This window comes from Streptomyces sp. NPDC033966, from assembly GCF_055575955.1.
The window spans coordinates 67,923-94,699 of sequence record NZ_JBVIRQ010000009.1; the positions used below are offsets into that span (position 1 = coordinate 67,923).

Below are 26,777 nucleotides of genomic sequence, written 5' to 3' on the forward strand. Positions count from 1 at the left end.
GGGGGCTCCGAGGTGTCGCCATGTCCGCGATCAGCAACACCATCGACATCGACCGCAGGCCCGAGGACGTCTTCGCCTACGTGACGGACCCCACGCACCTGCCCGAGTGGCAGGACAGCGCCGTGGCCGCCGTCCCCATGGGCGACCTGCCCGTGCACGTCGGATCCAGGGTCGCCATCACCCGCCAGTTCGGCAAGCGGAGGATCCCCACCACGGTGGAGTTCACCGAGCTCGACCCGCCGCGGAGCTGGCACATCCACGGCGTCGACGGGCCGGTCCGGCCCGACGTGCGCGGCAGGATCGAGCCCCTCGACAACGGGACGCGCTCACGCGTGACGCTGTCCGTCGACTTCGAGGGCCACGGCCTGGGCCGGGGCCTGGTCCCCCTGGTGGTGAAGCCCAGGGTCCGCAAGGAGATGCCGCGCAGCGAGGAGAAGCTCAAGCACCTCCTGGAGCACTGACCGCCGAGGAGACGCGGAACACGCGGAACACGCGGAACACGCGGAAAACACGGAGGCCCGCGCCGTCACGGCGCGGGCCTCCGGTGTGTCCGTTACCGGGAGCGGATCAGTCCAGGTAGTCGCGCAGGACCTGCGAACGCGACGGGTGGCGCAGCTTCGACATGGTCTTGGACTCGATCTGGCGGATGCGCTCACGGGTCACCCCGTACACGCGGCCGATCTCGTCCAGCGTCTTCGGCTGCCCGTCGTTGAGGCCGTAGCGCATGGAGACCACGCCCGCCTCACGCTCGGAGAGCGTGCCCAGGATCGACTGGAGCTGCTCCTGGAGGAAGGTGAAGGACACGGCGTCGGCCGGCACGACCGCCTCGGAGTCCTCGATGAGGTCACCGAACTCGCTGTCGCCCTCCTCACCCAGCGGGGTGTGCAGGGAGATCGGCTCGCGGCCGTACTTCTGGACCTCGATGACCTTCTCGGGGGTCATGTCGAGTTCCTTGCCCAGCTCCTCCGGGGTGGGCTCGCGGCCCAGGTCCTGGAGCATCTGGCGCTGCACACGGGCGAGCTTGTTGATGATCTCGACCATGTGGACGGGGATGCGGATGGTGCGGGACTGGTCGGCCATGGCACGCGTGATCGCCTGGCGGATCCACCAGGTCGCGTACGTGGAGAACTTGAAGCCCTTGGTGTAGTCGAACTTCTCCACCGCGCGGATCAGACCGACGTTGCCCTCCTGGATCAGGTCCAGGAAGAGCATGCCGCGGCCGGTGTAGCGCTTGGCCAGCGAGACCACGAGGCGGAGGTTGGCCTCCAGCAGGTGGTTCTTGGCGCGGCGGCCGTCCTCGACGAGGATCTCCAGCTCGCGCTTGAACGCGGGCTTGTGGTCCTCCTCCTCTTCGAGCTTGTACTCGGAGAACAGGCCCGCCTCGATGCGCTTGGCGAGCTCGACCTCCTGCTCGGCGTTGAGGAGCGGCACCTTGCCGATCAGCTTCAGGTAGTCCTTGACGGGGTCGGCGGTGGCACCGGCCACCATGACCGTCTGCGCCGGGGCGTCGTCCTCGTCCTCGTCGGACAGGACGAAGCCCTGGCCGGCGGCCTTGGGCGCCTCCTCCTCGGCCTCGTCGGCGAGGTCCTCGACGGCCCAGTCCTCGCCCTCGGCGGCCGGGGTCTCGGCGTCGTCGGCGTCCTTGGCACCGGCCTTCTTGGAGGCGGCGGTCTTCTTGGTGGCCGTGGTCTTCTTGGCGGCGGCCTTCTTGACCACGCGCTTCTTCGGCTCGGCGGCGGCCTCGGCCGACACCTCCTCCGACGCGGCGGCCGACGGAGCGGATATCGCCGCGGCGGCGGCCGGGGCGGCAGCGGTGGCGGAGGCCTTGCGCGCGCCGATGGGGCGCGGCGGGGCCACGGCCTTCTTCGTCACGGTGCGGGCCGGGGCGGCAGCTGCCTTGCGGGGCTTCTTGGCAGCAGCCTTCGTGGCGGGGGCGGCGCTGACGTGGAGGGCGACACCCTCCTCGTCCAGGACCTGGTTCAGGCTGCGCAGGACCCGCTTCCACTGGTCCACCGGGATGCGGCCGGCCTCGAAGGCCTGGCGGACATCGTCACCGTTGATGTGACCCTGCTCGCGGCCGCGCTCGACGAGCGCGACCAGGGCCTCGGATTCGGCGATCTCCGGAGGGAACGTACGGGACGGGCTGAGCGACACAAGGAGCCTCTCGTTGCGAACAGATAAGGAGTGGGCGGGACATCATCGCGCGGACTCGGGAAACAGACCGAAGCGGGTCTGTATTCCGGGGCCGCGCGAGGACACCTGTCGGTTCATCGCCTGCCCGAGTCGATTCGTTACGCGCTGAATTGAGTGACCTGCGCCACGCTGTGGCCGCGCAACCGATCCGGCGTGGATCCGTCCGCACCTCGGATCACTCCTTCTTGCGGGCCTCGATGAGGAAACGGGCGGTGTGCGCGACGAACGGACCCTCGCGCTCGATCCGTTCGTGGAGCTCGCGCAGCCGGTCCCGGTACTGCCCGACCGTGAAGCCGGGAACCATCCAGATCACCTTCCTCAGGAAGTAGATCACGGCACCGATGTCGTGGAACTCCGTACGCAGCCGCTCGGAGCGCAGGTCGGTGATCTCCAGGCCGGCCCGGGCGGCGTCGGTGACCGCGTCGTCGGGGTGGCGGGCCCGGCGGACCTCCTCCGGCTGCGGGCCGAGGAAGTACTCGACGAGCTCGAAGACGCTCGCCGGACCCACCTGCTGCGACAGGTAGGTGCCGCCCGGTGCCAGCACCCGGGCGATCTCGTCCCACCAGATGGTCACGGGGTGCCGGCTGGCGACCAGCTCGAAGGCCCCGTCCCCGAAGGGCAGCGGCGGCTCGTCGGCGTCCGCCACCACCACCGCGCCCAGCGGGTGCAGCAGCCGGGTCGCCCTGTCGATGTTCGGCGGCCAGGACTCCGTGGCGGCCATCAGCGGGGGCAGCGGGCCCGCTCCGGCGAGCACCTCGCCCCCGCCGGTCTGGATGTCCAGGGCCGAGCGGACGGTGGCCAGGCGCTCGCCCAGCAGCCGCTGGTAGCCCCAGGAGGGCCGCTGCTCGGTCGCGCGGCCGTCGAGCCAGGAGAAGTCCCAGCCGTCGACGGAGACGGATTCGGCCTCGGCGACGAGATGGTCGAAAGTGCGCGTCATGTCTCGATCGTCCCAGCTCCGGCCCCCGTCATCCACCGGATATGTCGACTACAGTGGGCCCCGGGCCGTGACTGGCGTTCGGGTGGATCACCACCGGGGAGCGGCCCGGCGTCGTCCCGCAGGGGCCGTACGCCGTCTGCCGCGCGCCTGGGCGAACCGCGATCCGCAGCGACGTTCAGGAGACCCCGTGACGACTGCCCCCACCGCCACCGCCCAGCTCATGGACGGCACCGCCCTCGCCCGCCGCGTGTCGGAGCGGACCGCCGCCCTCGCGGCGAAGATCACCGAGCGCACCGGCACCGCCCCCTGCCTGGCCACCGTCCTCGTCGGCGAGGACCCCGCTTCCGTGACCTACGTCAAGATGAAGCAGAACCGCTGTGCCAAGGCCGGGATCACCTCCCGCCACGTGGAGCTGCCGGCCGGGACCACCACCGAGGAGCTCGTCGCCGCGATCACCGCCCTCTCCGAGGACCCGGAGATCAGCGGCATCCTGCTCCAGCACCCCGTCCCGCACCACATCGACGAGCGCGCCGCCTTCGAGGCCATCGCCCCCGGCAAGGACGTCGACGGCGTGACCATGCACTCCTTCGCCGCCATGGGCTTCGGCCTGCCCGGCTTCGTCTCCTGCACCCCCGGCGGCATCATGCGCCTGCTGGAGGAGTACGACGTGGACCTCACCGGCAAGCACGCCGTCGTCGTCGGCCGCAGCGCGATCCTGGGCAAGCCCGCCGGGATGCTGCTGCTGGAGAAGAACGCCACCGTCACCTACTGCCACTCCCGCACCCAGGACCTGCCCTCGATCGTGCGCCAGGCGGACGTCCTGGTCGCCGCCGTCGGCAAGGCCGAGTTCATCCGGGGCGAGGACATCAAGCCCGGCGCGGTCGTCCTGGACGCCGGCTACAACGAGGGCAACGTCGGCGACGTCCACTTCGAGTCGGCCGCCGCCCGCGCCTCCCTCATCACCCCGGTGCCCGGCGGCGTCGGCCCGATGACCATTGCGGTCCTCCTGGAGCAGACCGTCCAGGCCGCAGCGGCCCAGGCCGGGCTGGACCTCGCGGAGCTCTGAGGCGATCATCTTGTGGCGCGGCCCCGCGTGACGGCCGCGCCACAAGCTTGGGGGACTCGGATGGACCTGTTCGCACCGCTCGACCTGCCGGGGGGCACCACACTTCCCAACCGTCTTGCCAAGGCCGCCATGGAGGAGAGCTTCGCCGCCCAGCCCGGCCAGCTCCCCGACGAGCGCATGGAGCGGCTGTACGCCCGCTGGGCGCGCGGCGGCGCAGGACTGGTCATCACCGGCAACGTGATGGTCGACCGGCGCGCCCTGACCTCCCCGGGCACCGTCGTCCTCGACGAGCACTCCCCGCTGGAGCCCTTCCGCCGCTGGGCCGCCGCCGCGACCTCGGGCGACGCCAAGGTCTGGATGCAGATCAACCACCCCGGCCGCCAAGTCGGCTCCGACATGCCCGGCACCGCCTGGGCACCCTCCGCCGTCCCCATCAGCCTCGGCCGGCACACCAAGCGTTTCGCCCACCCCACCGCCATGACCGAGGCCGACATAGAGGCGACGATCGCCCGCTTCGCCCTCACCGCCCGGCGGGCCGAGGAAGCGGGCTTCCACGGCGTGCAGGTCCACGCCGCGCACGGCTACCTGCTCAGCCAGTTCCTCTCCCCGCTCGTCAACCGGCGCACCGACCGCTGGGGCGGCAGCCTGGACAACCGCGTACGGATGCTCACGGACACCGTCGCAGCCGTCCGGGCCCAGGTCTCGGCCGGCTTCGCGGTCGGGGTGAAGCTGAACGCCGCCGACTTCCAGCGCGGGGGCTTCGACAGCGAGGAGGCCGCCCAGGTCATCGCGGCCCTCGACGGCCTCGGCGTGGACCTGGTCGAGCTGTCCGGCGGCACCGTCGAGAGCCCCGCCAGCATGGGCCACACCACCGACCAGCGGACTCTGGAACGGGAGGCCTACTTCCTCTCCCTCGCGGAGCGCCTGCTGGAGACCGCGGCCGTGCCGCTGATGCTCACCGGCGGCATCACCCGCCGGGCCACCGCCGAGAAGGCCCTGGCCCGGGGCGTGGCCGTCGTCGGCATGGCCTCCGCCCTGGCCCTGCACCCCGACCTGCCCGAGCGCTGGCGCGCGGGCGAGGACGTACGGGTGGCCGTGCCCCGGCTCGGCTGGCGGGACCGGAGCCTGGCGGCCGCGGGCACGCTGGCCCTCGTACGCTTCCAGCTGGCCCGGCTGGCCCAGGGGCTGGAACCCCGCGCACGCGTCTCACCGCGCTGGATCTTCACCGCGGACAGCCTCCGGCACCGCCGCAGGGTCCGCGCGTACGGGGCCTGGCTCGCCCGGGAGCCGGCCTCCGGCGCCCCCGGGGCCACCTCCTAGCCAGCCCGGCCGACCGGCCGGTCGGCCTCCTGGCCGGCCTTGTGGGCGACCGGCAGCCCCCGGCGGGCCGCGTCCACGATCGGCGAACCGCGGAACTCCCGGGCGAGCGCGGCCAGGGGCTGCCCGTCGAGGCGGTACGGGGCGGGTTCCGCGGAGCCCGCGCCCGGGGCGCCGGACCGTTCGGCGGCGGCCCGGGCCCGGCAGGCGGCGGCGAGCATGGCCGCGTCGGCCACCACGGCCGCGCCCGGCTCGGTCAGGCCCTGGCGGCGGGCGGCCCCGTACGCGGCCGTCCGTACGGCGGGGTCGAACCAGCTCGCGAGGGCCAGCAGCCCGTCGTCGATCACCGACTCGCGGTGGATCAGCCGGATCCCGACCGGCGACCACCAGGTCAGCGGTACCGTCGCCACGCTGGAGTGGGCGAATCCGCGCAGGGCCTTCCACAGCGGGCGCAGCCGCCGGTACTGGCTGAAGTCCCGCCAGGCCGCCGAGCCGCCGACCATCGGGACGATGAACCCGGTGCCCACCAGCAGCGCCGCCGCCGAGGCGAGCGGCGGGGCCACGTACGTGGACAGGCCGTCCCAGTCGCGGCCCGCCCAGCGGGCTCCGACGGCCGCCCACTTCGCGACGAGGTACCCGAGGTCCAGCAGCCCGCCGAGGGTCAGCAGGGCCAGCCCGGTGCGCAGCGGCCGCAGCGCGGGGTCGACGCGCAGCATCCACTTCAGGCTGAGCAGGCTCAGCGCGGCGCTGCCGACGGTGTGCGCCAGCAGGTAGCAGACGATCATCTCGCGCAGCCACGGCGTGTTCGCGTAGTACGTGTCCAGGTCCCGCAGCCGCTCCACGCGGGCGTCCCCGATCACGAAGAAGGCCACGATCAGCACGGTGACCGCGCTGAACACCGCCACCGTCGCCCAGGTCGCCCGCCGCAGCGCCGCCGCCGGACCCCCCGCCCAGTGCAGGATCAGGACGATGGAGGCCCCGGAGAAGGCCGTCAGCACGCCGTAGACCAGCGGGGCGGCGAAGTTGGCCACCCCGGTGAGCCGGTTGACCGCCGCGAGGGACGGCGGGGGAGCCAGGAAGGTGAGCAGGCAGCCGACCACCAGCAGCGCGCACACGGCCCGCATCAGCGGCTGGTCCCAGCCCCGGCGCAGGGCCGGGGCCTTGATCAGCAGGGCCAGTACCAGCACCGATCCCGCCAGGTAGAGCGGCAGGCCGTCCTTCACCGCGCACGGCCGGGGGCGTCGGTACGGAGGACCAGGGCGGAGGTGGGGGGCATCGTGCGGTGCTTTCTTTCGGACCGCGCGGCGGCGGTGCGGTGCGGTGCGGCGGGGTGCGGTCAGAGGTTCCAGCCGAGCGAGGACTTGATGCGTTCGATCCCGTCCGGGAAGGGCTCCTGCCGGGGCGGGGGCAGGAACGCCTTCAGGACCTTGCCGAGGTGCAGGCCGAAGGTCTCGGCCCGGATCTCGGCCGGATCCTCCCGGTCGGCGCGGGCGGCCGCCTGACGGACCACGGAGTCCAGCGCGGAGTCCGGGCGCAGCAGCTCCGCGAGGCTGCCGTGCGGGCCCGTCAGCCGGGCGGCCACCGCCATGCCGGGGCCGTGGCCGTCGCAGGCGCCCTCCTCGATGTGCCACAGCTCGTGGCAGGCGATCACCAGTTGGTGCTCGGGCCGGGTACGGGCCTCCACGACGACCAGGTCGCGCTCCTCCAGCTGCAGCCACAGCCCGCTGGCGGTCTCCGGCGGGAACGGGGCGAAGCGGAACTCCACCGGCCGGCCGCCGCGACGGCGCCCGAAGGCCGCGCAGAGACCCCCGATGATCGCCTCGGCCCCGACCGGGGCCGTGAGCCGCGCCTCCGCCATCAGCTCGGCGCCGAGCTTCCGCATCGTCCGTGTGGTCCTCATGGCGCTTCCCCCTCGGCGGTAAGGTCCGGGCGCGCGGCCCGCGGCTTGGGCCCGGGCCCGCCGGCCGGCCCCGCCGGCCCCACGGCGCGGCGGCCCCGGCCTGGGTGGGACCGGGTCGGGCGGCGGCTCGCACCGGAGGTTTCTCCGTGTGTCGACAAGGCGTTCGGGTCGGTGGCTCGGTGCGGTGAAGCCTAGCCGCCGCCCCCGCCCCCAACCACCGCATCCCCCACACTGCCCGCCGCGCACACCGTGCGGCGACCGCCATGACCCCGGAGGTAATCGACCCCGGCCGGGGGCCGGCGGCACAGTGGGGTCATCGGGTTCCGGAGCCGCGCACTCGGCTCCGGGACCCGTCCCCACCAGCCCGTACGACCCCCATGGAGGCTGATCCGCCATGTCCGCGACCCTGCTCGGCAGCATCGCCCGAACCACCGTCCCGCAGACCGCGCTGCGCCGCTTCCTCGCCCTCGACGCGGTGGTCACCACCGGCAACGGCCTTGCCTACGCGGCCTTCTCCGCCCCGCTCGGCCGGCTCCTCGGCGTCGGCCAGACCGCCCTCCTCGAACTCGGCCTCTTCCTGACCGCCTTCGGCGCCGGGGTCGGCTGGCTGGCCTCGCGCCGCCGTCCGCCGGTCCTCCCGGTGAAGTTCGTCATCGAGGCCAACTACGCGTGGGCCGCCCTCAGCCTGGTCTCCCTCGCCGTCTGGTTCCGGCCGACCGCGGCCGGCGCGGTGTGGATCCCGGCGCAGGCCCTCACCGTGGCCTCCTTCGCGCTCCTCCAGCAGCTGGCGCTGCGCTCGGCGGGCGAGGGCTCAGGGGCCCAGTGAGCGCAGGTACTTCACCGTCGCCGGGTCGGCCGGGAGGAAGGTCTCGATGGCCAGCTCGGCGACGGTCACGTCCATCGGCGTGTTGAAGGTCGCGATCGACGACACGAAGGACAGCAGCTGCCCGTCGTGCTCGATCACCATCGGGAGCGCGATGTACGGGACCGGCTCGTCCGGTCCGGCGTCGCCCGGGCGCTCCGGGACCGGGTAGGCCGACACCTCCTCGTACAGCGCGCGCAGCGGCGCGGAGCGGGCCAGCGCGATCTGCCGCTCCATCTGGGCCAGCAGGTGCCCGCGCCACTCCCTGAGGTTGCGGATCCGCGGGGCGAGGCCCTCCGGGTGCAGGGTGATCCGCATCGCGTTCAGCGGCGGCGTCAGCAGGTGCTCCGGCAGCCCCTCCAGCAGCATCCCGATGCCCCGGTTGGCGGCCACCACGTCGTAGACGGCGTCGACGACCAGCGCCGGGTAGGGCTCGTAGCCGGTCAGCAGCCGCTGCATGCCCTCGCGGAGGGTCTCCATGGCCGGGTCGTCCAGCGCGGTGTGCGCGTAGTGCGGGGCGTAACCCGCCGCGAGCAGCAGCGCGTTGCGCTCCCGCACCGGCACGTCGAGCCGGTCGGCGAGCCGCAGCACCATCTCCTCGCTCGGCCGGGACCGGCCGGTCTCGATGAAGCTGATGTGGCGGGACGAGGAGTCGGCGCGGCCCGCCAGTTCCAGCTGGCTGATCCCGCGCCGCTCCCGCCAGGTCCGGAGCAGGGCGCCGACCGTGGGCACCGCGGAGGTCGTGGTGGTCATGGCCACGACGGTAGTCGAGCGGAGCGCCCCTGATCAGCCCACGTCGAAGACGTTCCGCAGGCCGAGACGGTAGCGCCACAGGTCGTGCCGCTTCGCGGACTCCAGCTCCGGCGGCCGGTGGCGCGGGACGACCGCGCACCGGGCCGCCCCCGAACCGTCCCGGTCCAGCAGGGCGTTGACGGCCGCGCGGGCCGAGGCGTTCGCGCCCTCCATCGTCGCGAGGTCGATGTCGACGGCCACGTAGTCCCCGCTGAGGAAGAAGTTGGGGACACGGGTGCCCGCGCTCGGCCGGTCGTGGAAGGTCCCGGTCGGGTGGATCAGCAGCTCGTCCTGGTTGGTGGGCTCCGGGGTGCCCAGGCCGTCCACGCCCGGGTCCAGGAACCACGAGTGCAGGGTGCGGTCGGCCAGCAGGGTCCTGCCGGTGTCGTTGAGGGAGGCCTTCAGCTGCGCCCACACCTCCCGCGCCACCTCCTCCCGCGTGCACTGCTTGGCCGTCTTCCCGTACAGGATCCCGGGTTTGTCCCACTCGGAGACGTCCACCGACAGGCAGTCCACGACCGTACCGTCGCCGTAGTCGGCCGGGAAGTCGCGGGCCGGCCAGTGCTCGGCCTGCTGGATCGCCGTCAGCGACCAGGGCGAGTCGATGCAGTTGAGGTGCCCGTGCACCAGCGGGGCGCGCTCGGTCAGATAGAACTGGATGCCGGTCATCCAGTCGGTCCGCAGCCGGTCGCAGCGCCCCAGCATGGGGTCCGCGGCCCGCAGCGCCGCGCTCCAGGTGCGGCGGGCGTGCTCCACGGGCAGGGCGCTGACGTAGTGGTCGGCGGTGACGGTCCGCCGGGCCCCGGCCGGGTCCAGGACCGCGACCCCGCTCACGCGGCCGTCCCCGTACCGCACCTCCTGGACGGTCCAGCCGATCCTGAACTCCACGCCGAGGGAGCGCAGGTGGCGCTCCCACGGGTCGATCCACGCCTCGTTGGTCGGCAGGTTCAGGATCCGGTCCGGCGGGCCGTCCGCGCCGAGGCCGAGCGCGTTGCAGACGAAGGCCTCCCCGAGGGTGCCGACCGTACGGGTCGAGGCCTCCTCGGCCTTGGTGGCGACGATGTTGCGGGTGATGCCCACGGCCAGGATGCGCCGGTACTCGTCCGACATCCGCGCGGCCCGGGTGAACTCCCACCAGGGGGTGCGCTCCCACACCTCGTCGCGCCGCTCGTCGCAGCTGGTGAGGAAGACCAGCACCCGGTTGACGAAGTACGCGGTCTCGTGCGCGGGCAGCCGGACCAGGGACTCCAGCATCCCGGTCAGGGCCCGCCGCAGCTCCTCGGGAGTCAGCCCGGCGGGGGAGTGGCCGGGCCAGGGGATGGGCGCGCGCAGGTCCTCGCGGCCGCCGGCCCGGGCGAACATCATCTCGGGCGGGGCCACCAGGTTGTCCCACACGCCGTTCGCGTTGCCGGGGAAGGGGATGCGCCGCATGGTGTCCGGAAGGTTGTGGTAGATCCCCGGGATGAAGCGGAACCCGTGCTCGGCCGGCAGCGGTCTGCGGCCGCCCCGGGCGCTGCCGGGCACGTCCATGCTGCGGGCCTTGCCGCCCAGCGCCCGGCGTTCGTACACGGTGACGGCGTAGCCGCGTTCCGCGAGCTCGTGCGCCGCCGTCAGCCCCGCGACCCCGCCGCCCAGGACGGCGACGGAGCGCCCCGCCGGGGCCGGCGGGCCGGCGGCGGCCGCGGCCGGGGCCGCGAGGGCGCCCAGGGCCGGGAGGGTGCCCGCGGCGGCCGCCGCGCCCGCGATGAACGCGCGCCTGGAGCTTCCCGTGCCGCCCGCGGCTCCCGTGCCGCCCGTGTCACCCGTACCGGCCATGCCCCGCCTCCTTGTTACCGGTGGTAATGCTCGGTCCGGCGCTGGAGCATAGGGCGGGCGGCGGGGGCCCGGAAGCGTCGTGAAGCACCCGGGCGCACTATGGCGGGAAAGGTTCACCACGGCGCACACCGTGGAAAACTGACAGCACATCACGGGATGACGGGCACGAACACGGGGAAGGAGTCAGCGGATGCCGAGCGACCCGCTTTCGCAGAAGGAGATCGAGGACCGGCTCCGGGAGCTCCCCGGCTGGGCCTTCGCCGACGACCGGATCGAGCGCACGTACCGGGTCGGTACGCACCGGGCCGCGAGCGCCCTGGTCGCCCACATCTGCGCGGTCCAGGACGAGCTCAACCACCACTCCGAGCTCACCCTCGGCTACAACACCGTCCGCGTCTCGGTGAACAGCCACGACGCCGGCGACGTCGTCACCGAGCAGGACTTCGACCTCGCCGAACGCGTCGAGGCCCTGGCCCCCGCCCACGGCGCGGGCTGACCCGCCCGCGCGGGCGTCAGACGGGTTCCAGCCGCCACCACTGGGAGGGCGAGTCGGTGTCCTCGCCCTGCCGGACCCGGCCGTCGCCGTCGGCCTGCAGCGGCAGCCCGCTGATGCACGCCACCAGCGACACCACCCCCGGATCGTCCAGGTGCACCTCCACCAGCCACTCCTGGGCGCCGAAGGCGTTGGCCCGCCACACCTGCACCCGGGCCCCGCTCTCGACCGAGGCGTTCGCCACGTCCAGGCGCCGGCCGTTGTCCTCGCTCACCACGTGGAAGACCCCGCCGCCGCTGTGCACGGCGGAGATCCGCCACCGCCGGGCGGCCGCCGGAGCGGGCGGCCCGTCAGGTCCGACCCGTACCCGGGAGGCACCCTCCAGCTGGAGCACGAGCCCGCTGGCCACGTTGCGGATCCGGTAGGTCCCGTCTTCGAGGCTCATCCGCGGCTCAGTTGTCGAAGACGGCCGGATCCGGCCCGATCCGGTGGCCGCCCGCGCCCAGCGCGTCCAGCGCAGCCAGGTCCTCGGCGTCCAGCTCGAAGCCGAACACGTCCAGGTTCTCGCGGATCCGGGACGGGGTCACCGACTTCGGGATCACGATGTTGCCCAGCTGGAGGTGCCAGCGCAGCACCACCTGCGCGGCACTGCGGCCGTGCTTGGCGGCGACCGAGACCACCGCCGGGAGCCCGAGCAGCTCCTTGCCCTGGCCCAGCGGCGACCAGGCCTCGGTGGCGATCCCCAGGGAGGCGTGCAGGGCCCGCAGCCCGGCCTGCGGGAACAGCGGGTGCAGCTCGATCTGGTTCACCGCCGGCACCAGCGGGCTCTCCGCGCGCAGCCGCTCCAGGTCCTCGGGACGGAAGTTCGACACGCCGACCGCCCGGGCCCGGCCGCTCTCCGCGATCTCCTCGAAGGTCTTCCAGATGGTCAGGAAGTCGTCGCGCATCGGACGCGGCCAGTGGATCAGGTACAGGTCGACGTGGTCGAGGCGCAGCTTGCCGAGCGAGTCGTCGAAGGCGCGCAGCGTCTCGTCCCGCCCCCACCGGTGCCTGGAGCTGTTCCACAGCTTGGTGGTGACGAAGAGCTCCTCGCGCGGCACCCCGGAGGCCGCCAGGGCCTTGCCGGTGCCGCGCTCGTTCCCGTACGCCGCCGCCGTGTCGACGCTCCGGTAGCCGGCCTCCAGCGCGGTCGCGACGGCCTTCTTCGCCTCGGCGTCCGGCACCTGCCAGACGCCGTAGCCGAGCTGGGGCATGGACGTGCCGTTGTTGAGCCGGACGGCGGGCACCTGGTTCACGTCTGGTCGTTCCCTCGGGTCGGGTGGAGCGGTACGGCTGCGCCGCGCCACACGGTGCGGCGCACGAGGGGCGGCAACCGGCCTCGCGCCCACCCTATTCCCGCCACCCGTCCGCTCCGCTCAGGGCGCGTTGATCCCGAGGTTCTGGTGGGTGGTGTTCTTGCCGCCGGGGCTCAGGATGTTGTTGTTGGTGTTGATGTTGTTGAAGAGCGTGACGACGCCGCTGAGGTTGACGGGGAGGACCGAGCCGCCGTCCTCGTCGGGGCAGCTTCCGCCGGTGATCGTGGTGGGGTCGTTCGCGGTGACCAGGACCCCGTCCTCGGGACCGCTGACGGTGACGGAGTTGGTCACGGCGCAGGCGGTGTCGGATGCGACGTTCACGGTGATGTCGTAGTTCGCCGTGCCGCCGACGCCGAGGGTGAGCTCGCAGACGAGCCCGGTCTGCTGGTTGTTGCAAGCAGACGCGGAATTGTTGCCGCTGATGGAGAGACTCTCCTGGGTGAGTCCCTGTGGATAGGTGTCCGTGAGGCGCAGGTTGCCGATGGTCGCCGTGTTGCCGGTGTTGGTGACCTTGATGTGGTACACGCCTTGCCCGCCGCGGGTGAAGTCCCCCTCATGGGTCTTCGTGAGGCTGATGTCCGCCGCGGCGAACGCCGGGGCGGCACCGGTGGTGAACGGCAGGACGACGCCGAGCCCGATGACGGTCCCGAGGGCGGAGAGGCGTCGCCTCAACGTGTGCACGGACATGGGGAGCTGCTCCTGTCGGGCGGTACGCGGGAATCTCCTGCACCACACCGCAACGCACAGGGGCCGGGGGATCAAGGAAGGCAGCGGCCGACTCACCCGTTCGTCCCCGGCATCGGGGCGAGCGTTCACCCCGGTGGCCGCATCCGGATCGCGGTGAGCCGGTGGGCGGTGTACGCGCCCGCCGCGCACCGGCCACCGCCCACCGGCCCCTACGCCGTCCCCAGGTACGCCTCCCTCACCCGCGGGTCCGCGCGGACCTCGGCCGGGGTGCCCTCGGCGAGGACGGAGCCCAGGTCCAGGACGACGACCCGGGTGCAGAGGTCCATCACGAACGCCACGTTGTGCTCCACCAGCAGCACCGCGCAGCCCTCCTGCGCCGCCAGACGCCGTAGCACCCCGGCGAGCCGCTCCCGTTCCGGCGCCGACATCCCCGACGCGGGCTCGTCGAGCAGCAGCACCCTCGGCGGGTCGGCCACCGCACGGGCCAGTTCCACCATCCGGGCCTGCCCCACCGGCAGCCCGCCCGCGTACGAGGACCCGAGCGCGCCGATCCCGCAGTCCGCCAGCACCCGCCCGCCCCGCTCCCGGCGGGCCCGCTCCCGGGCCCGCCGGGCGGGCAGGGCCAGCAGGTCGGCGGCCGGGCCGCCCCCGCCGCCCCGCCACTCCTGGGCGACGAGCACGTTGTCGGCCACGCTCAGCTGCCCGAACAGCTGCTGCCGCTGGAAGGTGCGGCGCATCCCGTTCCGGGCCCGCCACACGGGGGAGCGGCGGGTGACGTCCGCGCCGTCGAGCAGGATCCGCCCCTGGTCCGGGCGCCGGATCCCCGAGAGCACGTCGAACAGGGTGGTCTTCCCGGCCCCGTTCGGCCCGATCAGCCCGCACACCTCCCCGGCCCGGATCCCGAGGTTCACCCCGGCCAGCGCCCGGACCCCGCCGAAGCTCACGCCGATCCCGCTCGCGCGGAGCACGTGCCCGTCCGAACGGCCGTCCGTACCGCGGTCCGTACCGCCGTCCGTGCCGTCTCTCATGGCGCCATCCCCAGGTAGGCCTCGGTCAGCCGGTCCTCCTCCACCTCGGCCCGGGGGCCGCACCAGGAGACCCGGCCCTGTGCGAGGTAGGCCACCGTGTCGGCGATCCCGAGGATCTCGGCGGCCTTCTCCTCCACCAGCAGCAGAGCGGTGCCGGCGTCGCGGAGCTCGGTCAGCAGCGCGTACACCTCCTCCACGACGCGCGGCGCGAGCCCGAGGGACGGCTCGTCGGCGATCAGCACCGCCGGCGGGCGCTGGAGCAGCGGGGCGAGCGCGAGCATCTGCTGCTCCCCGCCCGAGAGGGCCCCGGCGGCGACGGCGCGCCGCTCGCGCAGCCGGGGGAACCGGCCGTACACGGCGTCCCGTTCGGCCGGGTCCTCCAGGTACAGCGCCAGGTTCTCCTCGATGGTGAGCGTGGGGAAGATCCCGCGGCCCTCGGGGGCGAGCAGCACCCCGGCGCGCGAGCGCCGCACCGGCCCGTCGCGGGTGGCGTCCCGCCCGGCCACGGCGACCGTCCCGCCCGTGGCCGGCAGCAGCCCGGCCGCGACCCGGCAGGCGGTGCTCTTCCCGGCGCCGTTGGGCCCGAGCACGGCAAGGATCTCCCCGCGCCGGACGGTGAGGTCCACTCCGTGCAGCACGGCCCCGCCGTCGTACCCGGCGACGACCCCGCGCAGCTCCAGCGCGACCGGCCCGGCGGCTCCGGCTCCACCGCTCGTGACCTGAGCGGGTCCGGCCCCGGCGGCCACGCCCCCGGCGGGCTCCGCCCCCGGCCCCCGCCCCCGGGGACCGGGCGCCGGGGAAGGGCGCGGACCGGGCAAACGCCCCGCGCCGGAGGCCGCGGCCCCGGCTCCGCCGGTGCCGGCCCGGGAGGCCGGTGCCCCGGCGGCTCCGGCTCCACCGCTCGTGACCTGAGCGGGTCCGGCCTCGGCGGGTCCGGGCCTGCCGGGTCCGGGCCGTTCCCCGTTCCGCCCGGCCAGGGCACGGGCACGGGCACGGGACCGGCGCAGCGGACCGGCCGCGCAGTAGCCGTCGGGGTCGTTGGCCAGGGCCAGGCCGGCCAGGCCGAAGAGGATCACCGGCAGGTGCGCCGACTCCGTCACGTAGTCCGACAGCAGCCGCGGGGCCACCGCGAACACCAGCCCCGCCACCACCGCGTACGGCGCCCGCCGCACCCCGGCCGCGACCACCACCGCCAGCCACACCAGCCCCGTCATGGCGGTGAAGTCCGTGGCCGTGATCCGGGTGTTGTACGAGGCGTACAGCACGCCCCCGAAGCCGGCCAGGCCCGCCGACAGGGTGAACAGCAGCAGCTTCGTCCGCAGGACGGACACCCCGGAGGCCATGGCCGCCGCCGGGGCCGAGCGCACCGCCAGCATCGCCCGCCCCGACGGGGAGTTCCGCAGCGCGCCCAGGGCGGCCGCCACCAGCGAGACCAGCACCACCAGGGCCACCCCGAGAGCCCGGTCGTCGGACAGGTCCAGCGGACCGATCACCGGCCTCGGCACCGCCCAGCCCGCGTCCCCGCCGCGCAGCCACCGCATCTGGAACAGCACCTGGTCGGCCAGGAACGCCAGCGCCAGGGTGGCCAGCGCCAGCGGGCGCCCGCCCAGGCGCAGCGCGGGCAGCGCCACCAGCGCCCCCAGGGCGGCGGCCACGCAGGTACCCGCAGCCAGCGCCGCCGCGAAGGGCCAGCCCCGGCTCATCAGCAGCCCCGCCACCAGCGCGGCGCCGGTGACGAAAGTGGCCTGCGCCAGGGAGACCATCGCGCCGAGCCCGGTCACCACCGTGAAGGACATGAAGACCAGGCCGATGGCCAGCCCCTGCGCGAGCAGTCCGCTCCAGAAGGGGGTGGTGACGGTGTAGAAGGCCGCGGCGAGCAGGAGAGCGCCCGCAGCCCACACCCCCCACCGGCGGCCCCACGGGGCCCCGGCCAGATGGTCGGGCGGTGGCGGTTCCACGGCCGCCACCCCGGCGGTCCGGGCCCGCCGGGTCAGCACCAGCAGCCCGCCGAACAGGATCAGGAAGGGCACCGCCGTGCGGAAGCCGGTGATCCCCTCGGCGAAGGAGGCGTACCCGGCGACGAGGTTCTGCACCACCCCGAGCCCCAGCCCGCCCGCGAAGGCCAGCGGGACGGAGGCGAACCGCCCGATCACGGCCGCCGTCGCCGACACGAACAGGAACAGGGTGAAGTCGTGCGCGGACAGCCCCAGCAGCGGGGTGGCCAGCACCCCGGCCAGCCCGGCCAGGGCGGAGGCGATCATCCAGGCCACCGACGACAGCCGGTCGGCGCTGATCCCGCGCAGCTCGGTCAGCGACCGGTCGTCGACGGCGGCACGCAGCCGCAGCCCCAGCCGGGTGTGCCGCAGCAGCACCCACAGGGCGGCCGCCACCACCGCCGTCACCACCCAGGTGATCAGCTGGTCGGAGTCCACGCCGACGCCGTCGGCGAGCTGCCAGGAGCGCGCGGGGCTCGGCCCCACCCCGGGCAGCCCGAACTGGTTCTCGGCGGGCTTCAGCGGCAGGCCCGCATCCGTCAGGACCTCCACCGCCCACAGCCCGGCCGCCGGCAGCGCCACCAGCAGGCCGATGGTCGCCACGATCTGGGCGGTCTCCCCGACCCGCGCGAGCCGGCGGAACATCAGCCGGTCCAGCCCCCACCCGAGGCCGGGCGCGAGTACGCACACCACCAGCAGGGCTGCCGGGACGGCCGGCCAGCCCAGGCCCGAGTGCAGCTCGTAGAAGGTGAGCGCGCACAGGTAGGCGGTGGCCCCGTGCGCGAAGTTGAACAGCCCGGACGCCGAGTACGACAGCACCAGCCCGGTGGCGAGCAGTGCGTACAGGGCGCCGGAGACCAGGCCGCTCAGTACGAAGACGAGCAGGTCGCCCATGCCGTCGCCCCTACTTGAAGGGGATCGGCTCGTGGCACTCGAACGGCACGGAGACCTCGTACCGGCCGCCCTTGAGCTGTACGAGCGCCCCGCAGCCGAAGCTGTCCTTCTGGCCCTTGGGCTCGGCGCGGTCGCCGACGAGGGTGCCGGTGTCGGAGAAGCTCTGGGCGGCGTTCTGGAAGTGCGTGGTGGTGAGGTCCTTGCCGGCCTTCTGGGCGATGGCGAGGAAGAGGTCGGCCGACATGTACCCGGTGAGCATGTGCATGCTCAACGGGACGTCCTGCCCGCCCGAGGCGGCCTTGATGTCGGCCTTGAACTGGGCCATCTTCCGGCTGTCCGACTCGAAGGGCTCGAACTGGAGGAGGACGTGCACCCCTTCGAGGGCCTGCCGGGTGGCGTCCTTGGCGAGCAGCCCGGGGTCGTAGTCGGTCGGGTCGGAGAGCAGCCCCTTGTAGCCGGCGCGCTTGAGGGCGGTGAAGAGGCCGATGTTGTTCGGGGTCTGCATGACCGAGACGACGGCGTCGGGGGCCTTGCCGCCGCCGCTCTCCGTGATCTCCTTGACGTACGCGCTCCAGTCGCTGGGCACGGCCGTCGCGGGGACCGACGCCTTGGCGTAGGAGACGGTGAACCCGGCCGCGGCGAAGCCCTGCTGGAAGGTGCGGATGCCGAACTTGCCGGCGTCGCTGTCGTTCGCGATGACGGCGACCGACTTCCCCTCGGCCCCGCCGAGGAGCTTGGCGATGCCCTCGGGCCAGGTCTGGTTGAGGGTGCCGCCGGGGGAGGGGACCAGACAGCCGTTGAACCCGTAGATGTACTGGGGGCCGCAGAAGGAGGGCAGGGTGCCCCAGCCGAAGGTGGGTACCTTCTCCTGCTCCAGGAAGTCGGCGCCGGAGAAGGTGACCGAGCTCATCGGGGCGATGGCGAAGACCTTGTCCTGCTGGACGAGCTTGCGGGCCGCCGCCAGGTTCTTCCCGGGGTCCTGGCCGTCGTCCTCCGCACCCGTGTAGTCGATCGTGCGCCCGTGCACGCCGCCCTCGGCATTGGCCCTGAGGTAGCGGGCCTTCGCCCCGAGGTCGGTGTCCTTCTTGCTGTAGCCGCTGGCGCTGGTCATCGACACGATGCCGCCGACCTTGATGGTCTTGTCGGTGACCCCGCGCCGGTTCCCCGGCGCGTCCCCGGAATTCCCCGGCACCGTCCGGTCGGAAGTGGAGGCGGAATTACAGGCGGAGACGAGCGCGAGCACGGCCGCCACGGCGGCCAGGGCGCGGATGGGTCGCGACATGGGTGGATCCCCCTCCGTAGGAATCCCCGCATTCTGTGCGTGACCTGACGCACCGTCAATATATTCGGCGGGATGGAATGACGGTCCGTCAGGTCGCGCTTCTCCCGTCGCGCGGGGGCCTCAGGGTGCGTTCAGACCGAGGTTCTGGCGAGAGCTGTTGGAGGCGCCGGGGCTGAGGATGTTGTTCTGGGTGTTGATGTTGTTGTAGATCGGGAGGACGCCGTTGAGGTTGACGCCCAGGAGGGAGCCCCCGCCGCCCCCGCCGTCGCCGCCGTCGCCCCCGTTCCCCCCGTTGCAGGTGCCCCCGGTGACGACCGTGGGGTCGCTGTCGGAATCCGCAGGGCTGCCGCCGCCGGAGATGGAGGCCGAGTTGGTCAGGTTGCAGGGGGCGTCCGCGGCGATGTTGACCGAGACGTCGAAGAGCTGGGGGGTGTCCATGGACAGGGCCATGGACGTGGTGCACACCAGCTGTTCCAGGGAGGACTGGTTGCAGTCCCATCCCAAGGGGGCGCTGCCGCCGTTGAATGTGAGGCCCTCCGGCATGACGTCGGTGACCGTCACCAGGCCCGTGCTCGTGTCCTGGGACCCGTTGGTCACCGTGAGGGTGTAGATGGCCGTACCGCCGCGGACGAAGGTGTCCGTGTGGGACTTCTCGATCTGCAGGAACGCGTCGGCGAACGCGGGGGTGGCCCCGGCCGTCAGGGGCAGGACGCCGCTCACCGCCAGCACCGTTCCGGCCGCCATCAGACGCCGCTTCCACGTGGATGCACCCATCTGCCTGTCTCTCCCGTCCTGAGGGTTCGGTGACGGTCGGAACGCTCGCACAGGCGGCTCCTCGCAGGCGCTGCCCGCCGTGGGCGCTGCCCACTTTCACCCGAACGCCAGGAGACAGGTGCGGCATACGGGGGTCACGGGCCCGGCCGGGGCCAGACACCCCTACGACGGGTACAGGCCCGCGACCTCCCGCTCGTACGCCTTCTCGATCGCCCGCCGCTTCAGCTTCAGCGAAGGCGTCAGCAGCCCGCGCTCCTCAGTGAACTGCTCGGCCAGCACCCGGAAGGCGCGGATCCCCTCGGCCTGCGACACCAGGGTGTTCGCGGCCACCACCGCCCTGCGCACCTCCGCCGTCAGGTCCGGGTCGCCCGCCACCTGCTCGGCCGTCCGCTGCGGCAGCTTGCGCATGGACAGCCAGTGCGCGACCCCCTCCATGTCCAGGGTCACCAGCGCCGCGACGAACGGCCGGTCGTTGCCCACCAGGACGCACTGGGACACCAGCGGATGCGAACGCACCCGCTCCTCCAGGGCCGCCGGGGCCACGCTCTTGCCGTTGGAGGTCACCAGGATCTCCTTCTTGCGCCCCGTGATGGTCAGATAGCCGTCCTCGTCCAGCCGCCCCAGGTCCCCGGTCGCCAGCCAGCCGCCCCGCAGCACCTCCTGCGTGGACCGGGGATCACCCAGGTACCCGGCGAAGACGTGGCCGCCGTGCAGCCACACCTCCCCGTCGTCGGCGATGTGCACCGTGCCACCCGGGATCGGCGGGCCCACCGTCCCGTACTTGACCGCCCCCGGCGGATTCGCGGTCGCCGCCGCGCAGGACTCCGTCAGCCCGTACCCCTCGAACACCGTGATCCCGGCCCCGTCGAAGAACAGCCCCAGCCGCCGCGACATCGCCGACCCGCCCGACATCGCGTACCGCAACCTGCCCCCCAGGGCCTCGCGGACCTTCCCGTACACCAGCTTCTCGAAGACCTGGTGCTCCATCCGCAACGCCGCCGAAGGCCCGGGTCCGCTTCCGAACGCCTTCTGCTCACGCGCCTCCGCGTACCGGACGGCCGCCTCCACCGCCCGGTCGAAGGGACCCCGGCGCCCGTCCGCCTCCGCCGTCCGCCGCGCCGCCGCGAAGATCTTCTCGAACACGTACGGCACGCCCAGCACGAACGTCGGCCTGAACGCGGCCAAGTCCGGCAGGAGTTCGGACGCGGCCACCGCCGGCTGGTGCCCCAGCTTCACCCCGGCCCGCACGGCAGCCACCTCCACCATCCGCCCGAACACGTGCGCCAGCGGCAGGAACAGCAGCGTCGACGGCTGCTCCCCGCCCGGCCCCGCCCGGAAGACCGCCTCCCACCGCGCCACCAGGGTGTCGGTCTCGTACATGAAGTTCGCGTGGGTGAGCACGCAGCCCTTGGGCCGGCCCGTGGTCCCCGAGGTGTAGATGACGGTCGCGACGGCGTCCGGGGTCACGGCCCCGCGGTGGCGGTGCACCACGTCCTCGGCCACCCCGCGCCCCGCCGCCACCAGCTCCTCCACCGCCCCCGCGTCGAGCTGCCACAGCAACCGCAGCCCCGGCAGCCGCTCGATCACCGAGCCGACCGTCATCGCCTGGTCCTCGTTCTCCACCAGACAGCCGGTGCAGGCGGAGTCGTACAGGATCCAGTGCACCTGCTCCGCCGACGACGTCGGGTACACCGGGACGGGCTGCGCCCCGATCGCCCACAGCGCGAAGTCGAACAGCGTCCACTCGTAACGGGTACGGGACATCACCGCGACCCGGTCCCCGAAGCGGACCCCCTGCGCCAGCAGCCCCTTGGCGAGCGCGAGCACCTCCCCGGCCAGCTGACGGGCGGTCACGTCCCGCCAGACCCCGTCCGTCTTGCGCCCGAGCACCACGTGCTCCGGGTCCTGCCCGGCGCGAAGGAAGACGGTGTCGGCCAGGCCTCCGGCCGGCGCGCCGGTGACCAGGGGTGGGACGGTGAACTCGCGCAAGTTCCGCTCCTCTGCGTGCAGGGCGCCGCGACGCTACCTCACCCGCACCCGCGCCCGGCACCCCCGCGGAAACCTCCACAAGATCCCCCCGCCCCCGCATCCCCCGCGACCTGCGACGCAGGTGTATGTGCGTGTGTGCGTGTGTGCGTGTGTGCGGACCTCGGGCGCATGGTGCGGCGCGGGTCCGCTATCTCCCCCTCGAGGGGTGGGGGCGGGCCGGTGGTTGCCCACCCGCCTCCCTGGGTGCGGGCCGGTGGGGTGGGGGTGGGGAGCCCCTCGGGCGGTGTCAGGGAGGGTTTGGGGGTTTCCCGTCAGTCCCATCGTCCTTCCGGTCCGGTCCGGTCCCTCAAGGGCGCTCCCTTCGGTCGCGTCACTTCGTGATCGCCTTCGGCGACCCTTGACCGACCGACCCGCCCCGGAAAGCCGAAAGACTGCCGGGAAACCCCCAAAAGAACGGCACGGTCCATGGTGGGAGGGACGGGTCGTCAGGGATGGGCGAGGGGCCGGGCGTCGGCCGGCCGGGCATCCGGGCCTTCAGGAGGTGGGGTTCCGGGCCTGGGGTGCGGCCATGCGCACGAGAGGTTGATCGGAGCGGCCTGCGGCGCTTCCAGGCGCGCCGGATCGCTACGCGCTCCTGTCGTCCCGGCGTCCGGCGACCGCCTTGGGCTGATACCCGCACCAGAGGATGATCAGGACAGCGCGGGAAGCGTCGGGGCGCAGTAGGGCGCTCATGCCTCACCGCCCTGGTCGAGGCGATCGTGCGGGGACCCGGGCCTGCGCCGGACGCGCCGGGCCCGCTCGATCCGCCTCCCGCCTCGGCCCGCCCCGGGGCCCCCTAGGCCGGGCGGCTCAGGCGGTCGCCGCCCGCGAGGACGGCGGCCGCCAGGGCCTCTGCCGCCGGGGTCGGGCGGCGGCCCTGGAGCAGGGCGAACTCCACCGGTCCCAGTTCCGGCAGCCCGCCCACCCGTACCAGGCCCGGCGGGATCAGCCCCCGGGTGTGCGCCATCACCCCGAGCCCCGCACGGGCCGCCGCGATCAGACCGCTCAGGCTGCCGCTCGTACAGGCGACCCGCCACGCCCGGCCGTCCCGCTCCAGAACTTCGAGGGCCCGCGCCCGGGTGATCCCCGGCGGCGGGAAGGCGATCAGCGGCACCGGACGTTCCGGGTCCACCCGCAGCCCCTCCGCCCCGATCCACACCATCCGGTCCCGCCACACCAGCCGGCCCCGCTCGTCCCCCGGCCCGCGCCGCTTGGCCAGCACCAGGTCCAGGCGCCCCGCGTCCAGCCGCTCGTGCAGCGTCCCCGACAGCTCCACCGACAGCTCCAGGTCCACCTCGGGGTGCTCGTGCCGGAACCCCTCCAAGATCTCCGGCAGCCGGGTCAGCACGAAGTCCTCCGACGCCCCGAACCGCAGCCGCCCCCGCAGCCGGGTCCCCGTGAAGAAGGCCGCCGCCCGCTCGTGCGCCTCCAGGATGGTCCGCGCGAACCCCAGCAGCGCCTCGCCGTCCTCCGTCAGCCCCACGCTGTGCGTGTCCCGCACGAAGAGCGGCCGACCCGTGGCCTCCTCCAGCCGCCGCACGTGCTGGCTGACCGTGGACTGCCGCACCCCGAGCCGGGCCGCCGCCTGCGTGAAGCTGAGCGTCTGGGCCACCGTGAGGAAGGTGCGCAGCTGGACCGGGTCGTACATGCCCCCAGCCTACGGCGTCATCGCGTTCCGTGATGGCAGTCAGAGCGGTGTGCGTGTTTCCCGATGACCGCCGGCCCGCGACGATGGTCGTACCCCTCGCCTTCCCCCGTACGACAGCAAGTGAGCACCCCCCATGCGACGCCCCCGCCTTCCCGCCCGGCTGCCCCTGGACCCGTACATACTGGCCCTGCTCGCCACCGTGGGCCTCGCCGCGCTGCTCCCCGCCAGGGGCGCCGGCGCCACCGTCGCGGACGGGGCCTCCACCGCCGCCGTGGCCCTGCTCTTCTTCCTCTACGGGGCCCGGCTCTCCACCCGTGAGGCCCTCGACGGGCTGCGTCACTGGCGGCTCCACCTCACCGTCCTGGCCTGCACCTTCGTACTCTTCCCGCTGCTGGGCCTGGCCGCCCGCCTCCTCGTCCCCGGCCTGCTCACCCAGCCCCTCTACAGCGGTCTGCTCTTCCTCTGCCTGGTCCCCTCGACCATCCAGTCCTCCATCGCCTTCACCTCGATCGCCCGGGGCAACGTCCCCGCCGCGATCTGCGCCGGGTCCTTCTCCTCCCTCGCCGGCATCCTGCTCACCCCGCTGCTCGCCGCCGCCCTCCTCGGCAACGACGCCGGGGGCTTCTCCCTCGACTCCCTCCTCAAGATCGTCCTCCAGCTGCTGCTGCCCTTCCTCCTCGGGCAGGGCCTGCGCCGCTGGGTCGGCGGCTTCCTCACCCGCAACAAGAAGGTGCTCGGCTACGTCGACCGGGGCTCGATCCTGCTCGTCGTCTACGCGGCCTTCAGCGCGGGCATGGCCGCCGGGGTCTGGCGCCAGGTCAGCCTCCCGCGCCTGGGCGCCCTGATGGCGGTGGAGGCCGTACTCCTCGCCGTCATGCTCCTCGCCACCTGGTACGGGGCCGCGCGCCTCGGCTTCGGCCGCGCGGACCGCGTCGCCATCCAGTTCGCCGGGTCGAAGAAGAGCCTCGCCGCCGGACTCCCCATGGCCAGCGTCCTGTTCGGGGCCCAGGCCTCCCTGGCGGTGCTGCCGTTGATGCTGTTCCACCAGATGCAGCTGATGGTCTGCGCGGTCCTGGCCCGCCGCCGCGCCCGGGACCCCGAGGCGGTCCCCCAGGACCAACTCCCCGCTCGACGTGTGGTGGAGGTCTCGCCCGGGGTCCAACCCCCCGCCGCGCAGGGCCGGTAACGTGCGTCGGTGACCTGGATACGCCCGCTCGCCGCCACCGCCCCGCGCCCCTGCACCCTCGTCGTCTGCCGGGGCTGCTGCTGCGGGGACCCCCGCAAGAACCCCGGCTCCGACCACGCCGGACAGCTGGCCCGGCTGCGGGAGGCCGCCGCCGCGTCCGGGGGGCGCCTCGCGGTCCGTACGAGCGACTGCCTCGGGCCGTGCGCGCAGGCCAACGTGATCGTGGTCCAGCCCACCTCCGAGGCCCGCCGGCGTGGCGCCCGGGCCGTCTGGTTCGGCTGGGCCCTGGACGACACCGCGACGGACGAGATCATCGCCTGGGCCGAATCCGGCGGCCCCGGCAGCACCCCCCTCCCGGCCACCCTCGACCTGCACCGCATCGACCCCCCGGAGCCGAAGCAGCCCACGGCCTCCCCGCGCCGGGGCCGCCGCCGTTAGGGCGCCCGGCCCTGATCCACCAGACACGTCCCTAGGTGTTGCCCGGCAGGAGGATCCGCTGCTCGCCCGCGTACACGTTCATGTCGGGGCCCCGCAGGAAGCCGAGCAGGGTCAGCCCCGACTCCAGTGCCAGGTCCACCGCCAGCGAGGACGGTGCCGAGACCGCCGCCAGTACCGGGATACCGGCCATGACCGCCTTCTGCGCCAGCTCGAAGGACGCCCGCCCCGACACCAGCAGGACCGACCCGGCCAGCGGCAGCCGGCCCGCCTGGAGCGCCCGCCCGACGATCTTGTCCACGGCGTTGTGCCGCCCCACGTCCTCCCGTACGTCGAGCAGCTCGCCCTCCGCCGAGAACAGCGCGGCAGCGTGCAGCCCGCCCGTGCGGTCGAAGACCTTCTGCGCCGCCCGCAGCCGGTCCGGCAGCTCGGCGAGGAGCTCCGCGGGGACGCGTACGGGATCGTCGGCGAGCCCCGGGAAACGGGTCGCCGTACGCACTGCGTCCAGGCTGGCCTTGCCGCACAGCCCGCAGGAGGAGGTGGTGTAGACGTTCCGCTCCAGCGTGATGTCCGGAAGGGGAACCGAGGGGGCCAGCTGCACGTTGACCACGTTGTAGGTGTTGGAGCCGTCCTCGGTGGCGCCCTCGCAGTACGTCACGGCCTGGACGTCCGCGGTGCGCGCTATGACGCCCTCGCTGACGAGGAAGCCCGCCGCCAGCGCGAAATCGTCGCCCGGGGTGCGCATCGTGATGGCCAGCGGTTTGCCGTTCAGCCGTATCTCCAGCGGTTCCTCCGCGACCAGGGTGTCGGGCCGTACCCCGGCCGCCCCGCCCCGGATGCGTACGACACGGCGCCGCTCGGTGACCCGTCCCATCGCGATCAGCCCACCTGTTCCGTCTTCGCCCACACCTGACGAGGACATTCTCCCGGATCCGCCACCGCGGGCGGTTCCGGCAGGAAGTTGCTCGGAATGCTCCAAATTCCAGTGGCGGAATCCTGTTGGGTCACGCGCACACGTACCCGCCGGTAGCAGGCAAAGCTGGTCAACCTGAATGCCTGCCGTACAGAGGGGGACCCCGCCCATGACCGGTTCACGCGTGGTGGCGCTAGGGCACTACCAGCCCGCGAAAGTGCTCACCAACGAGGACCTCGCGGCCATGGTCGAGACGAACGACGAGTGGATCCGCTCCCGGGTGGGCATCCGCACCCGCCACGTGGCCGGTGCCGACGAGCCGGTCGACGAGCTCGCCTACCAGGCCGCCGGCAAGGCCCTCGCGCACGCCGGCCTGAGCCCCGACGACATCGACCTCGTCCTCGTCGCCACCTCCACCGCCATCGACCGTTCCCCCAACATGGCCGCGCGCGTCGCCGCCAAGCTGGGCATGCGGGGCGCGCCCGCCGTGATGGACATCAACGTCGTCTGCTCGGGCTTCACCCACGCCCTGGCCACCGCCGACCACGCGATCCGGGCCGGCTCCGCCACCCGCGCGCTGGTCATCGGCGCCGACAAGATGACCGAGATCACCGACTGGACCGACCGCACCACCTGCGTGCTGACCGGCGACGGCGCGGGCGCGGCCGTCGTCGAGGCGTGCGAGGAACCCGGCATCGGCCCGGTGCTGTGGGGCTCGGTCCCGGAGATGGGCCACGCGGTGCGGATCGAGGGCACGCCCCCCGTCTTCGCCCAGGAGGGCCAGTCCGTCTACCGCTGGACCACCAGCCAGCTCCCGCCGCTGGCCCGCAAGGTCTGCGAGAAGGCCGGGGTGACCCCCGAGGAGCTCGCCGGGGTCGTGCTGCACCAGGCCAACCTGCGGATCATCGAACCGCTCGCCGCCAGGATCGGCGCCGTCAACGCCGTCGTCGCCCGCGACGTCGTCGACTCCGGGAACACCTCCGCCGCGAGCATCCCGATGGCCCTCTCGAAGCTGGTCGAGCGCGGCGAGATCCCCTCCGGCGCCCCTGTCCTGCTCTTCGGCTTCGGCGGCAACCTCTCCTACGCCGGCCAGGTCATCAGCTGCCCGTAGGGCGGCCCCGGCGGCCGGGGCCGGCCCCCCGCGCGGCCGGGCTCCCGGCATGCCCGCAGGTCAGCGC

At 73.5% G+C, this 26,777-nt stretch carries 24 protein-coding genes and 1 riboswitch; of the genes, 8 read left to right on the forward strand and 16 right to left on the reverse strand.

The genetic code is table 11. The features are described from left to right. Nucleotides 1-20: 20 nt before the first annotated feature. The gene (locus tag ACZ518_RS24840; protein WP_469115197.1) at nucleotides 21-461 is read left to right on the forward strand and encodes an SRPBCC family protein; all 441 of its coding nucleotides are present in this window, start codon (nucleotides 21-23) and stop codon (nucleotides 459-461) included. A gap of 106 nt (nucleotides 462-567) precedes the next feature. On the opposite strand, the gene ACZ518_RS24845 is transcribed toward ACZ518_RS24840, so the two are convergent. Together ACZ518_RS24845 and ACZ518_RS24850 are read right to left on the reverse strand one after the other, a co-directional pair. Beyond that, nucleotides 568-2,154 (reverse strand): RNA polymerase sigma factor, encoded by a 1,587-nt coding sequence (locus ACZ518_RS24845; RefSeq protein WP_469115198.1) that lies wholly within the window; start codon nucleotides 2,152-2,154, stop codon nucleotides 568-570. Nucleotides 2,155-2,368: 214 nt separating this feature from the next. Further along, nucleotides 2,369-3,130, reverse strand: a complete 762-nt coding sequence (locus ACZ518_RS24850) for a methyltransferase domain-containing protein (RefSeq protein ID WP_469115199.1) — start codon at nucleotides 3,128-3,130, stop codon at nucleotides 2,369-2,371. A 57-nt stretch (nucleotides 3,131-3,187) separates the two neighbouring features. Beyond that, a riboswitch (ZMP/ZTP riboswitch) is annotated at nucleotides 3,188-3,290 on the forward strand. Nucleotides 3,291-3,350: 60 nt separating this feature from the next. Here ACZ518_RS24850 and ACZ518_RS24855 point away from each other — a divergent pair. Next, nucleotides 3,351-4,196 (forward strand): bifunctional 5,10-methylenetetrahydrofolate dehydrogenase/5,10-methenyltetrahydrofolate cyclohydrolase, encoded by an 846-nt coding sequence (locus tag ACZ518_RS24855; protein WP_125824245.1) that lies wholly within the window; start codon nucleotides 3,351-3,353, stop codon nucleotides 4,194-4,196. 60 nt (nucleotides 4,197-4,256) lie between these two features. Continuing rightward, entirely contained in the window at nucleotides 4,257-5,516 is a 1,260-nt protein-coding gene (locus ACZ518_RS24860; RefSeq protein ID WP_469115200.1) for an NADH:flavin oxidoreductase/NADH oxidase family protein, read from the forward strand. On the opposite strand, the gene ACZ518_RS24865 is transcribed toward ACZ518_RS24860, so the two are convergent. Further along, entirely contained in the window at nucleotides 5,513-6,736 is a 1,224-nt protein-coding gene (locus ACZ518_RS24865; RefSeq protein ID WP_469115201.1) for an MAB_1171c family putative transporter, read from the reverse strand. The genes ACZ518_RS24860 and ACZ518_RS24865 overlap by 4 nt on opposite strands. Before the next feature lie 113 nt (nucleotides 6,737-6,849). After that, the gene (locus ACZ518_RS24870) at nucleotides 6,850-7,413 is read right to left on the reverse strand and encodes a toxin-antitoxin system, toxin component (RefSeq protein ID WP_469115202.1); all 564 of its coding nucleotides are present in this window, start codon (nucleotides 7,411-7,413) and stop codon (nucleotides 6,850-6,852) included. A 394-nt stretch (nucleotides 7,414-7,807) separates the two neighbouring features. Here ACZ518_RS24870 and ACZ518_RS24875 point away from each other — a divergent pair, with 394 nt between their 5' ends. Further along, a complete protein-coding gene (locus ACZ518_RS24875) occupies nucleotides 7,808-8,239 on the forward strand; it encodes a hypothetical protein (protein ID WP_469115203.1) in 432 nt (143 codons plus the stop codon). Here ACZ518_RS24875 and ACZ518_RS24880 read toward each other — a convergent pair. Continuing rightward, nucleotides 8,225-9,028, reverse strand: coding sequence for a helix-turn-helix domain-containing protein (locus tag ACZ518_RS24880; protein WP_469115204.1), 804 nt, complete (start codon nucleotides 9,026-9,028; stop codon nucleotides 8,225-8,227). The two genes, ACZ518_RS24875 and ACZ518_RS24880, sit on opposite strands and share 15 nt — an antisense overlap. 33 nt (nucleotides 9,029-9,061) lie before the next feature. Beyond that, on the reverse strand, nucleotides 9,062-10,882 hold the full coding sequence (locus ACZ518_RS24885) for a hydroxysqualene dehydroxylase (RefSeq protein ID WP_469115205.1): 1,821 nt from the start codon (nucleotides 10,880-10,882) through the stop codon (nucleotides 9,062-9,064). 190 nt (nucleotides 10,883-11,072) lie between these two features. Here ACZ518_RS24885 and ACZ518_RS24890 point away from each other — a divergent pair, with 190 nt between their 5' ends. Continuing rightward, entirely contained in the window at nucleotides 11,073-11,378 is a 306-nt protein-coding gene (locus tag ACZ518_RS24890; protein ID WP_469115206.1) for a 4a-hydroxytetrahydrobiopterin dehydratase, read from the forward strand. Nucleotides 11,379-11,394: 16 nt separating this feature from the next. Here the strand turns inward: ACZ518_RS24890 and ACZ518_RS24895 are convergent, their stop codons facing one another. The 9 genes from ACZ518_RS24895 to ACZ518_RS24935 all read right to left on the reverse strand — a co-directional run bounded on the left by ACZ518_RS24895 (nucleotide 11,395) and on the right by ACZ518_RS24935 (nucleotide 23,065). Beyond that, on the reverse strand, nucleotides 11,395-11,820 hold the full coding sequence (locus ACZ518_RS24895; RefSeq protein ID WP_469115207.1) for an RICIN domain-containing protein: 426 nt from the start codon (nucleotides 11,818-11,820) through the stop codon (nucleotides 11,395-11,397). A 7-nt stretch (nucleotides 11,821-11,827) separates the two neighbouring features. After that, nucleotides 11,828-12,670: an aldo/keto reductase gene (locus ACZ518_RS24900; protein ID WP_469115208.1), complete on the reverse strand. Its 843-nt coding sequence runs from the start codon at nucleotides 12,668-12,670 to the stop codon at nucleotides 11,828-11,830. A 120-nt stretch (nucleotides 12,671-12,790) separates the two neighbouring features. Beyond that, on the reverse strand, nucleotides 12,791-13,417 hold the full coding sequence (locus ACZ518_RS24905; RefSeq protein WP_469115209.1) for a hypothetical protein: 627 nt from the start codon (nucleotides 13,415-13,417) through the stop codon (nucleotides 12,791-12,793). 209 nt (nucleotides 13,418-13,626) lie between these two features. Then, the gene (locus ACZ518_RS24910; protein ID WP_469115210.1) at nucleotides 13,627-14,445 is read right to left on the reverse strand and encodes an ABC transporter ATP-binding protein; all 819 of its coding nucleotides are present in this window, start codon (nucleotides 14,443-14,445) and stop codon (nucleotides 13,627-13,629) included. Next, complete coding sequence (locus tag ACZ518_RS24915; RefSeq protein ID WP_469115211.1) at nucleotides 14,442-17,333, reverse strand: ABC transporter permease subunit; 2,892 nt, start codon at nucleotides 17,331-17,333, stop codon at nucleotides 14,442-14,444. Before ACZ518_RS24915 ends, ACZ518_RS24910 begins: the two co-directional genes overlap by 4 nt. Before the next feature lie 10 nt (nucleotides 17,334-17,343). After that, complete coding sequence (locus ACZ518_RS24920) at nucleotides 17,344-18,615, reverse strand: ABC transporter substrate-binding protein (RefSeq protein ID WP_469115212.1); 1,272 nt, start codon at nucleotides 18,613-18,615, stop codon at nucleotides 17,344-17,346. A 120-nt stretch (nucleotides 18,616-18,735) separates the two neighbouring features. After that, nucleotides 18,736-19,389, reverse strand: coding sequence for a hypothetical protein (locus tag ACZ518_RS24925; protein ID WP_469115213.1), 654 nt, complete (start codon nucleotides 19,387-19,389; stop codon nucleotides 18,736-18,738). Between the two features lie 162 nt (nucleotides 19,390-19,551). Next, nucleotides 19,552-21,378 carry an AMP-dependent synthetase/ligase gene (locus tag ACZ518_RS24930; protein ID WP_469115214.1) on the reverse strand — a complete coding sequence of 609 codons (1,827 nt, stop codon included), beginning with the start codon at nucleotides 21,376-21,378 and terminating at the stop codon, nucleotides 19,552-19,554. A gap of 835 nt (nucleotides 21,379-22,213) precedes the next feature. Further along, nucleotides 22,214-23,065, reverse strand: coding sequence for a LysR family transcriptional regulator (locus ACZ518_RS24935; RefSeq protein WP_469115215.1), 852 nt, complete (start codon nucleotides 23,063-23,065; stop codon nucleotides 22,214-22,216). A 133-nt stretch (nucleotides 23,066-23,198) separates the two neighbouring features. On the opposite strand from ACZ518_RS24935, the gene ACZ518_RS24940 reads away from it, so the two are divergent. Beyond that, the gene (locus ACZ518_RS24940; protein WP_469115216.1) at nucleotides 23,199-24,251 is read left to right on the forward strand and encodes a bile acid:sodium symporter family protein; all 1,053 of its coding nucleotides are present in this window, start codon (nucleotides 23,199-23,201) and stop codon (nucleotides 24,249-24,251) included. Between the two features lie 9 nt (nucleotides 24,252-24,260). Further along, nucleotides 24,261-24,689, forward strand: a complete 429-nt coding sequence (locus ACZ518_RS24945; protein WP_469115217.1) for a (2Fe-2S) ferredoxin domain-containing protein — start codon at nucleotides 24,261-24,263, stop codon at nucleotides 24,687-24,689. Nucleotides 24,690-24,720: 31 nt separating this feature from the next. Here the strand turns inward: ACZ518_RS24945 and fdhD are convergent, their stop codons facing one another. Continuing rightward, the gene (gene fdhD / locus ACZ518_RS24950; RefSeq protein WP_469115218.1) at nucleotides 24,721-25,560 is read right to left on the reverse strand and encodes a formate dehydrogenase accessory sulfurtransferase FdhD; all 840 of its coding nucleotides are present in this window, start codon (nucleotides 25,558-25,560) and stop codon (nucleotides 24,721-24,723) included. 208 nt (nucleotides 25,561-25,768) lie between these two features. On the opposite strand from fdhD, the gene ACZ518_RS24955 reads away from it, so the two are divergent. Beyond that, a complete protein-coding gene (locus tag ACZ518_RS24955; RefSeq protein ID WP_007267526.1) occupies nucleotides 25,769-26,710 on the forward strand; it encodes a beta-ketoacyl-ACP synthase III in 942 nt (313 codons plus the stop codon). Nucleotides 26,711-26,777 lie beyond the last annotated feature (67 nt).

Coding starts and splice junctions, on each gene's coding strand:
- ACZ518_RS24840 (WP_469115197.1), top strand. CDS start 21: ATGTCCGCGATCAGCAACACCATCGACATCGACCGCAGGCCCGAGGAC.
- ACZ518_RS24850 (WP_469115199.1), bottom strand. CDS start 3,130: ATGACGCGCACTTTCGACCATCTCGTCGCCGAGGCCGAATCCGTCTCC.
- ACZ518_RS24855 (WP_125824245.1), top strand. CDS start 3,351: ATGGACGGCACCGCCCTCGCCCGCCGCGTGTCGGAGCGGACCGCCGCC.
- ACZ518_RS24860 (WP_469115200.1), top strand. CDS start 4,257: ATGGACCTGTTCGCACCGCTCGACCTGCCGGGGGGCACCACACTTCCC.
- ACZ518_RS24870 (WP_469115202.1), bottom strand. CDS start 7,413: ATGAGGACCACACGGACGATGCGGAAGCTCGGCGCCGAGCTGATGGCG.
- ACZ518_RS24875 (WP_469115203.1), top strand. CDS start 7,808: ATGTCCGCGACCCTGCTCGGCAGCATCGCCCGAACCACCGTCCCGCAG.
- ACZ518_RS24880 (WP_469115204.1), bottom strand. CDS start 9,028: ATGACCACCACGACCTCCGCGGTGCCCACGGTCGGCGCCCTGCTCCGG.
- ACZ518_RS24885 (WP_469115205.1), bottom strand. CDS start 10,882: ATGGCCGGTACGGGTGACACGGGCGGCACGGGAGCCGCGGGCGGCACG.
- ACZ518_RS24890 (WP_469115206.1), top strand. CDS start 11,073: ATGCCGAGCGACCCGCTTTCGCAGAAGGAGATCGAGGACCGGCTCCGG.
- ACZ518_RS24895 (WP_469115207.1), bottom strand. CDS start 11,820: ATGAGCCTCGAAGACGGGACCTACCGGATCCGCAACGTGGCCAGCGGG.
- ACZ518_RS24905 (WP_469115209.1), bottom strand. CDS start 13,417: ATGTCCGTGCACACGTTGAGGCGACGCCTCTCCGCCCTCGGGACCGTC.
- ACZ518_RS24910 (WP_469115210.1), bottom strand. CDS start 14,445: ATGAGAGACGGCACGGACGGCGGTACGGACCGCGGTACGGACGGCCGT.
- ACZ518_RS24915 (WP_469115211.1), bottom strand. CDS start 17,333: ATGGGCGACCTGCTCGTCTTCGTACTGAGCGGCCTGGTCTCCGGCGCC.
- ACZ518_RS24920 (WP_469115212.1), bottom strand. CDS start 18,615: ATGTCGCGACCCATCCGCGCCCTGGCCGCCGTGGCGGCCGTGCTCGCG.
- ACZ518_RS24925 (WP_469115213.1), bottom strand. CDS start 19,389: ATGGGTGCATCCACGTGGAAGCGGCGTCTGATGGCGGCCGGAACGGTG.
- ACZ518_RS24935 (WP_469115215.1), bottom strand. CDS start 23,065: ATGTACGACCCGGTCCAGCTGCGCACCTTCCTCACGGTGGCCCAGACG.
- ACZ518_RS24940 (WP_469115216.1), top strand. CDS start 23,199: ATGCGACGCCCCCGCCTTCCCGCCCGGCTGCCCCTGGACCCGTACATA.
- fdhD (WP_469115218.1), bottom strand. CDS start 25,560: ATGGGACGGGTCACCGAGCGGCGCCGTGTCGTACGCATCCGGGGCGGG.
- ACZ518_RS24955 (WP_007267526.1), top strand. CDS start 25,769: ATGACCGGTTCACGCGTGGTGGCGCTAGGGCACTACCAGCCCGCGAAA.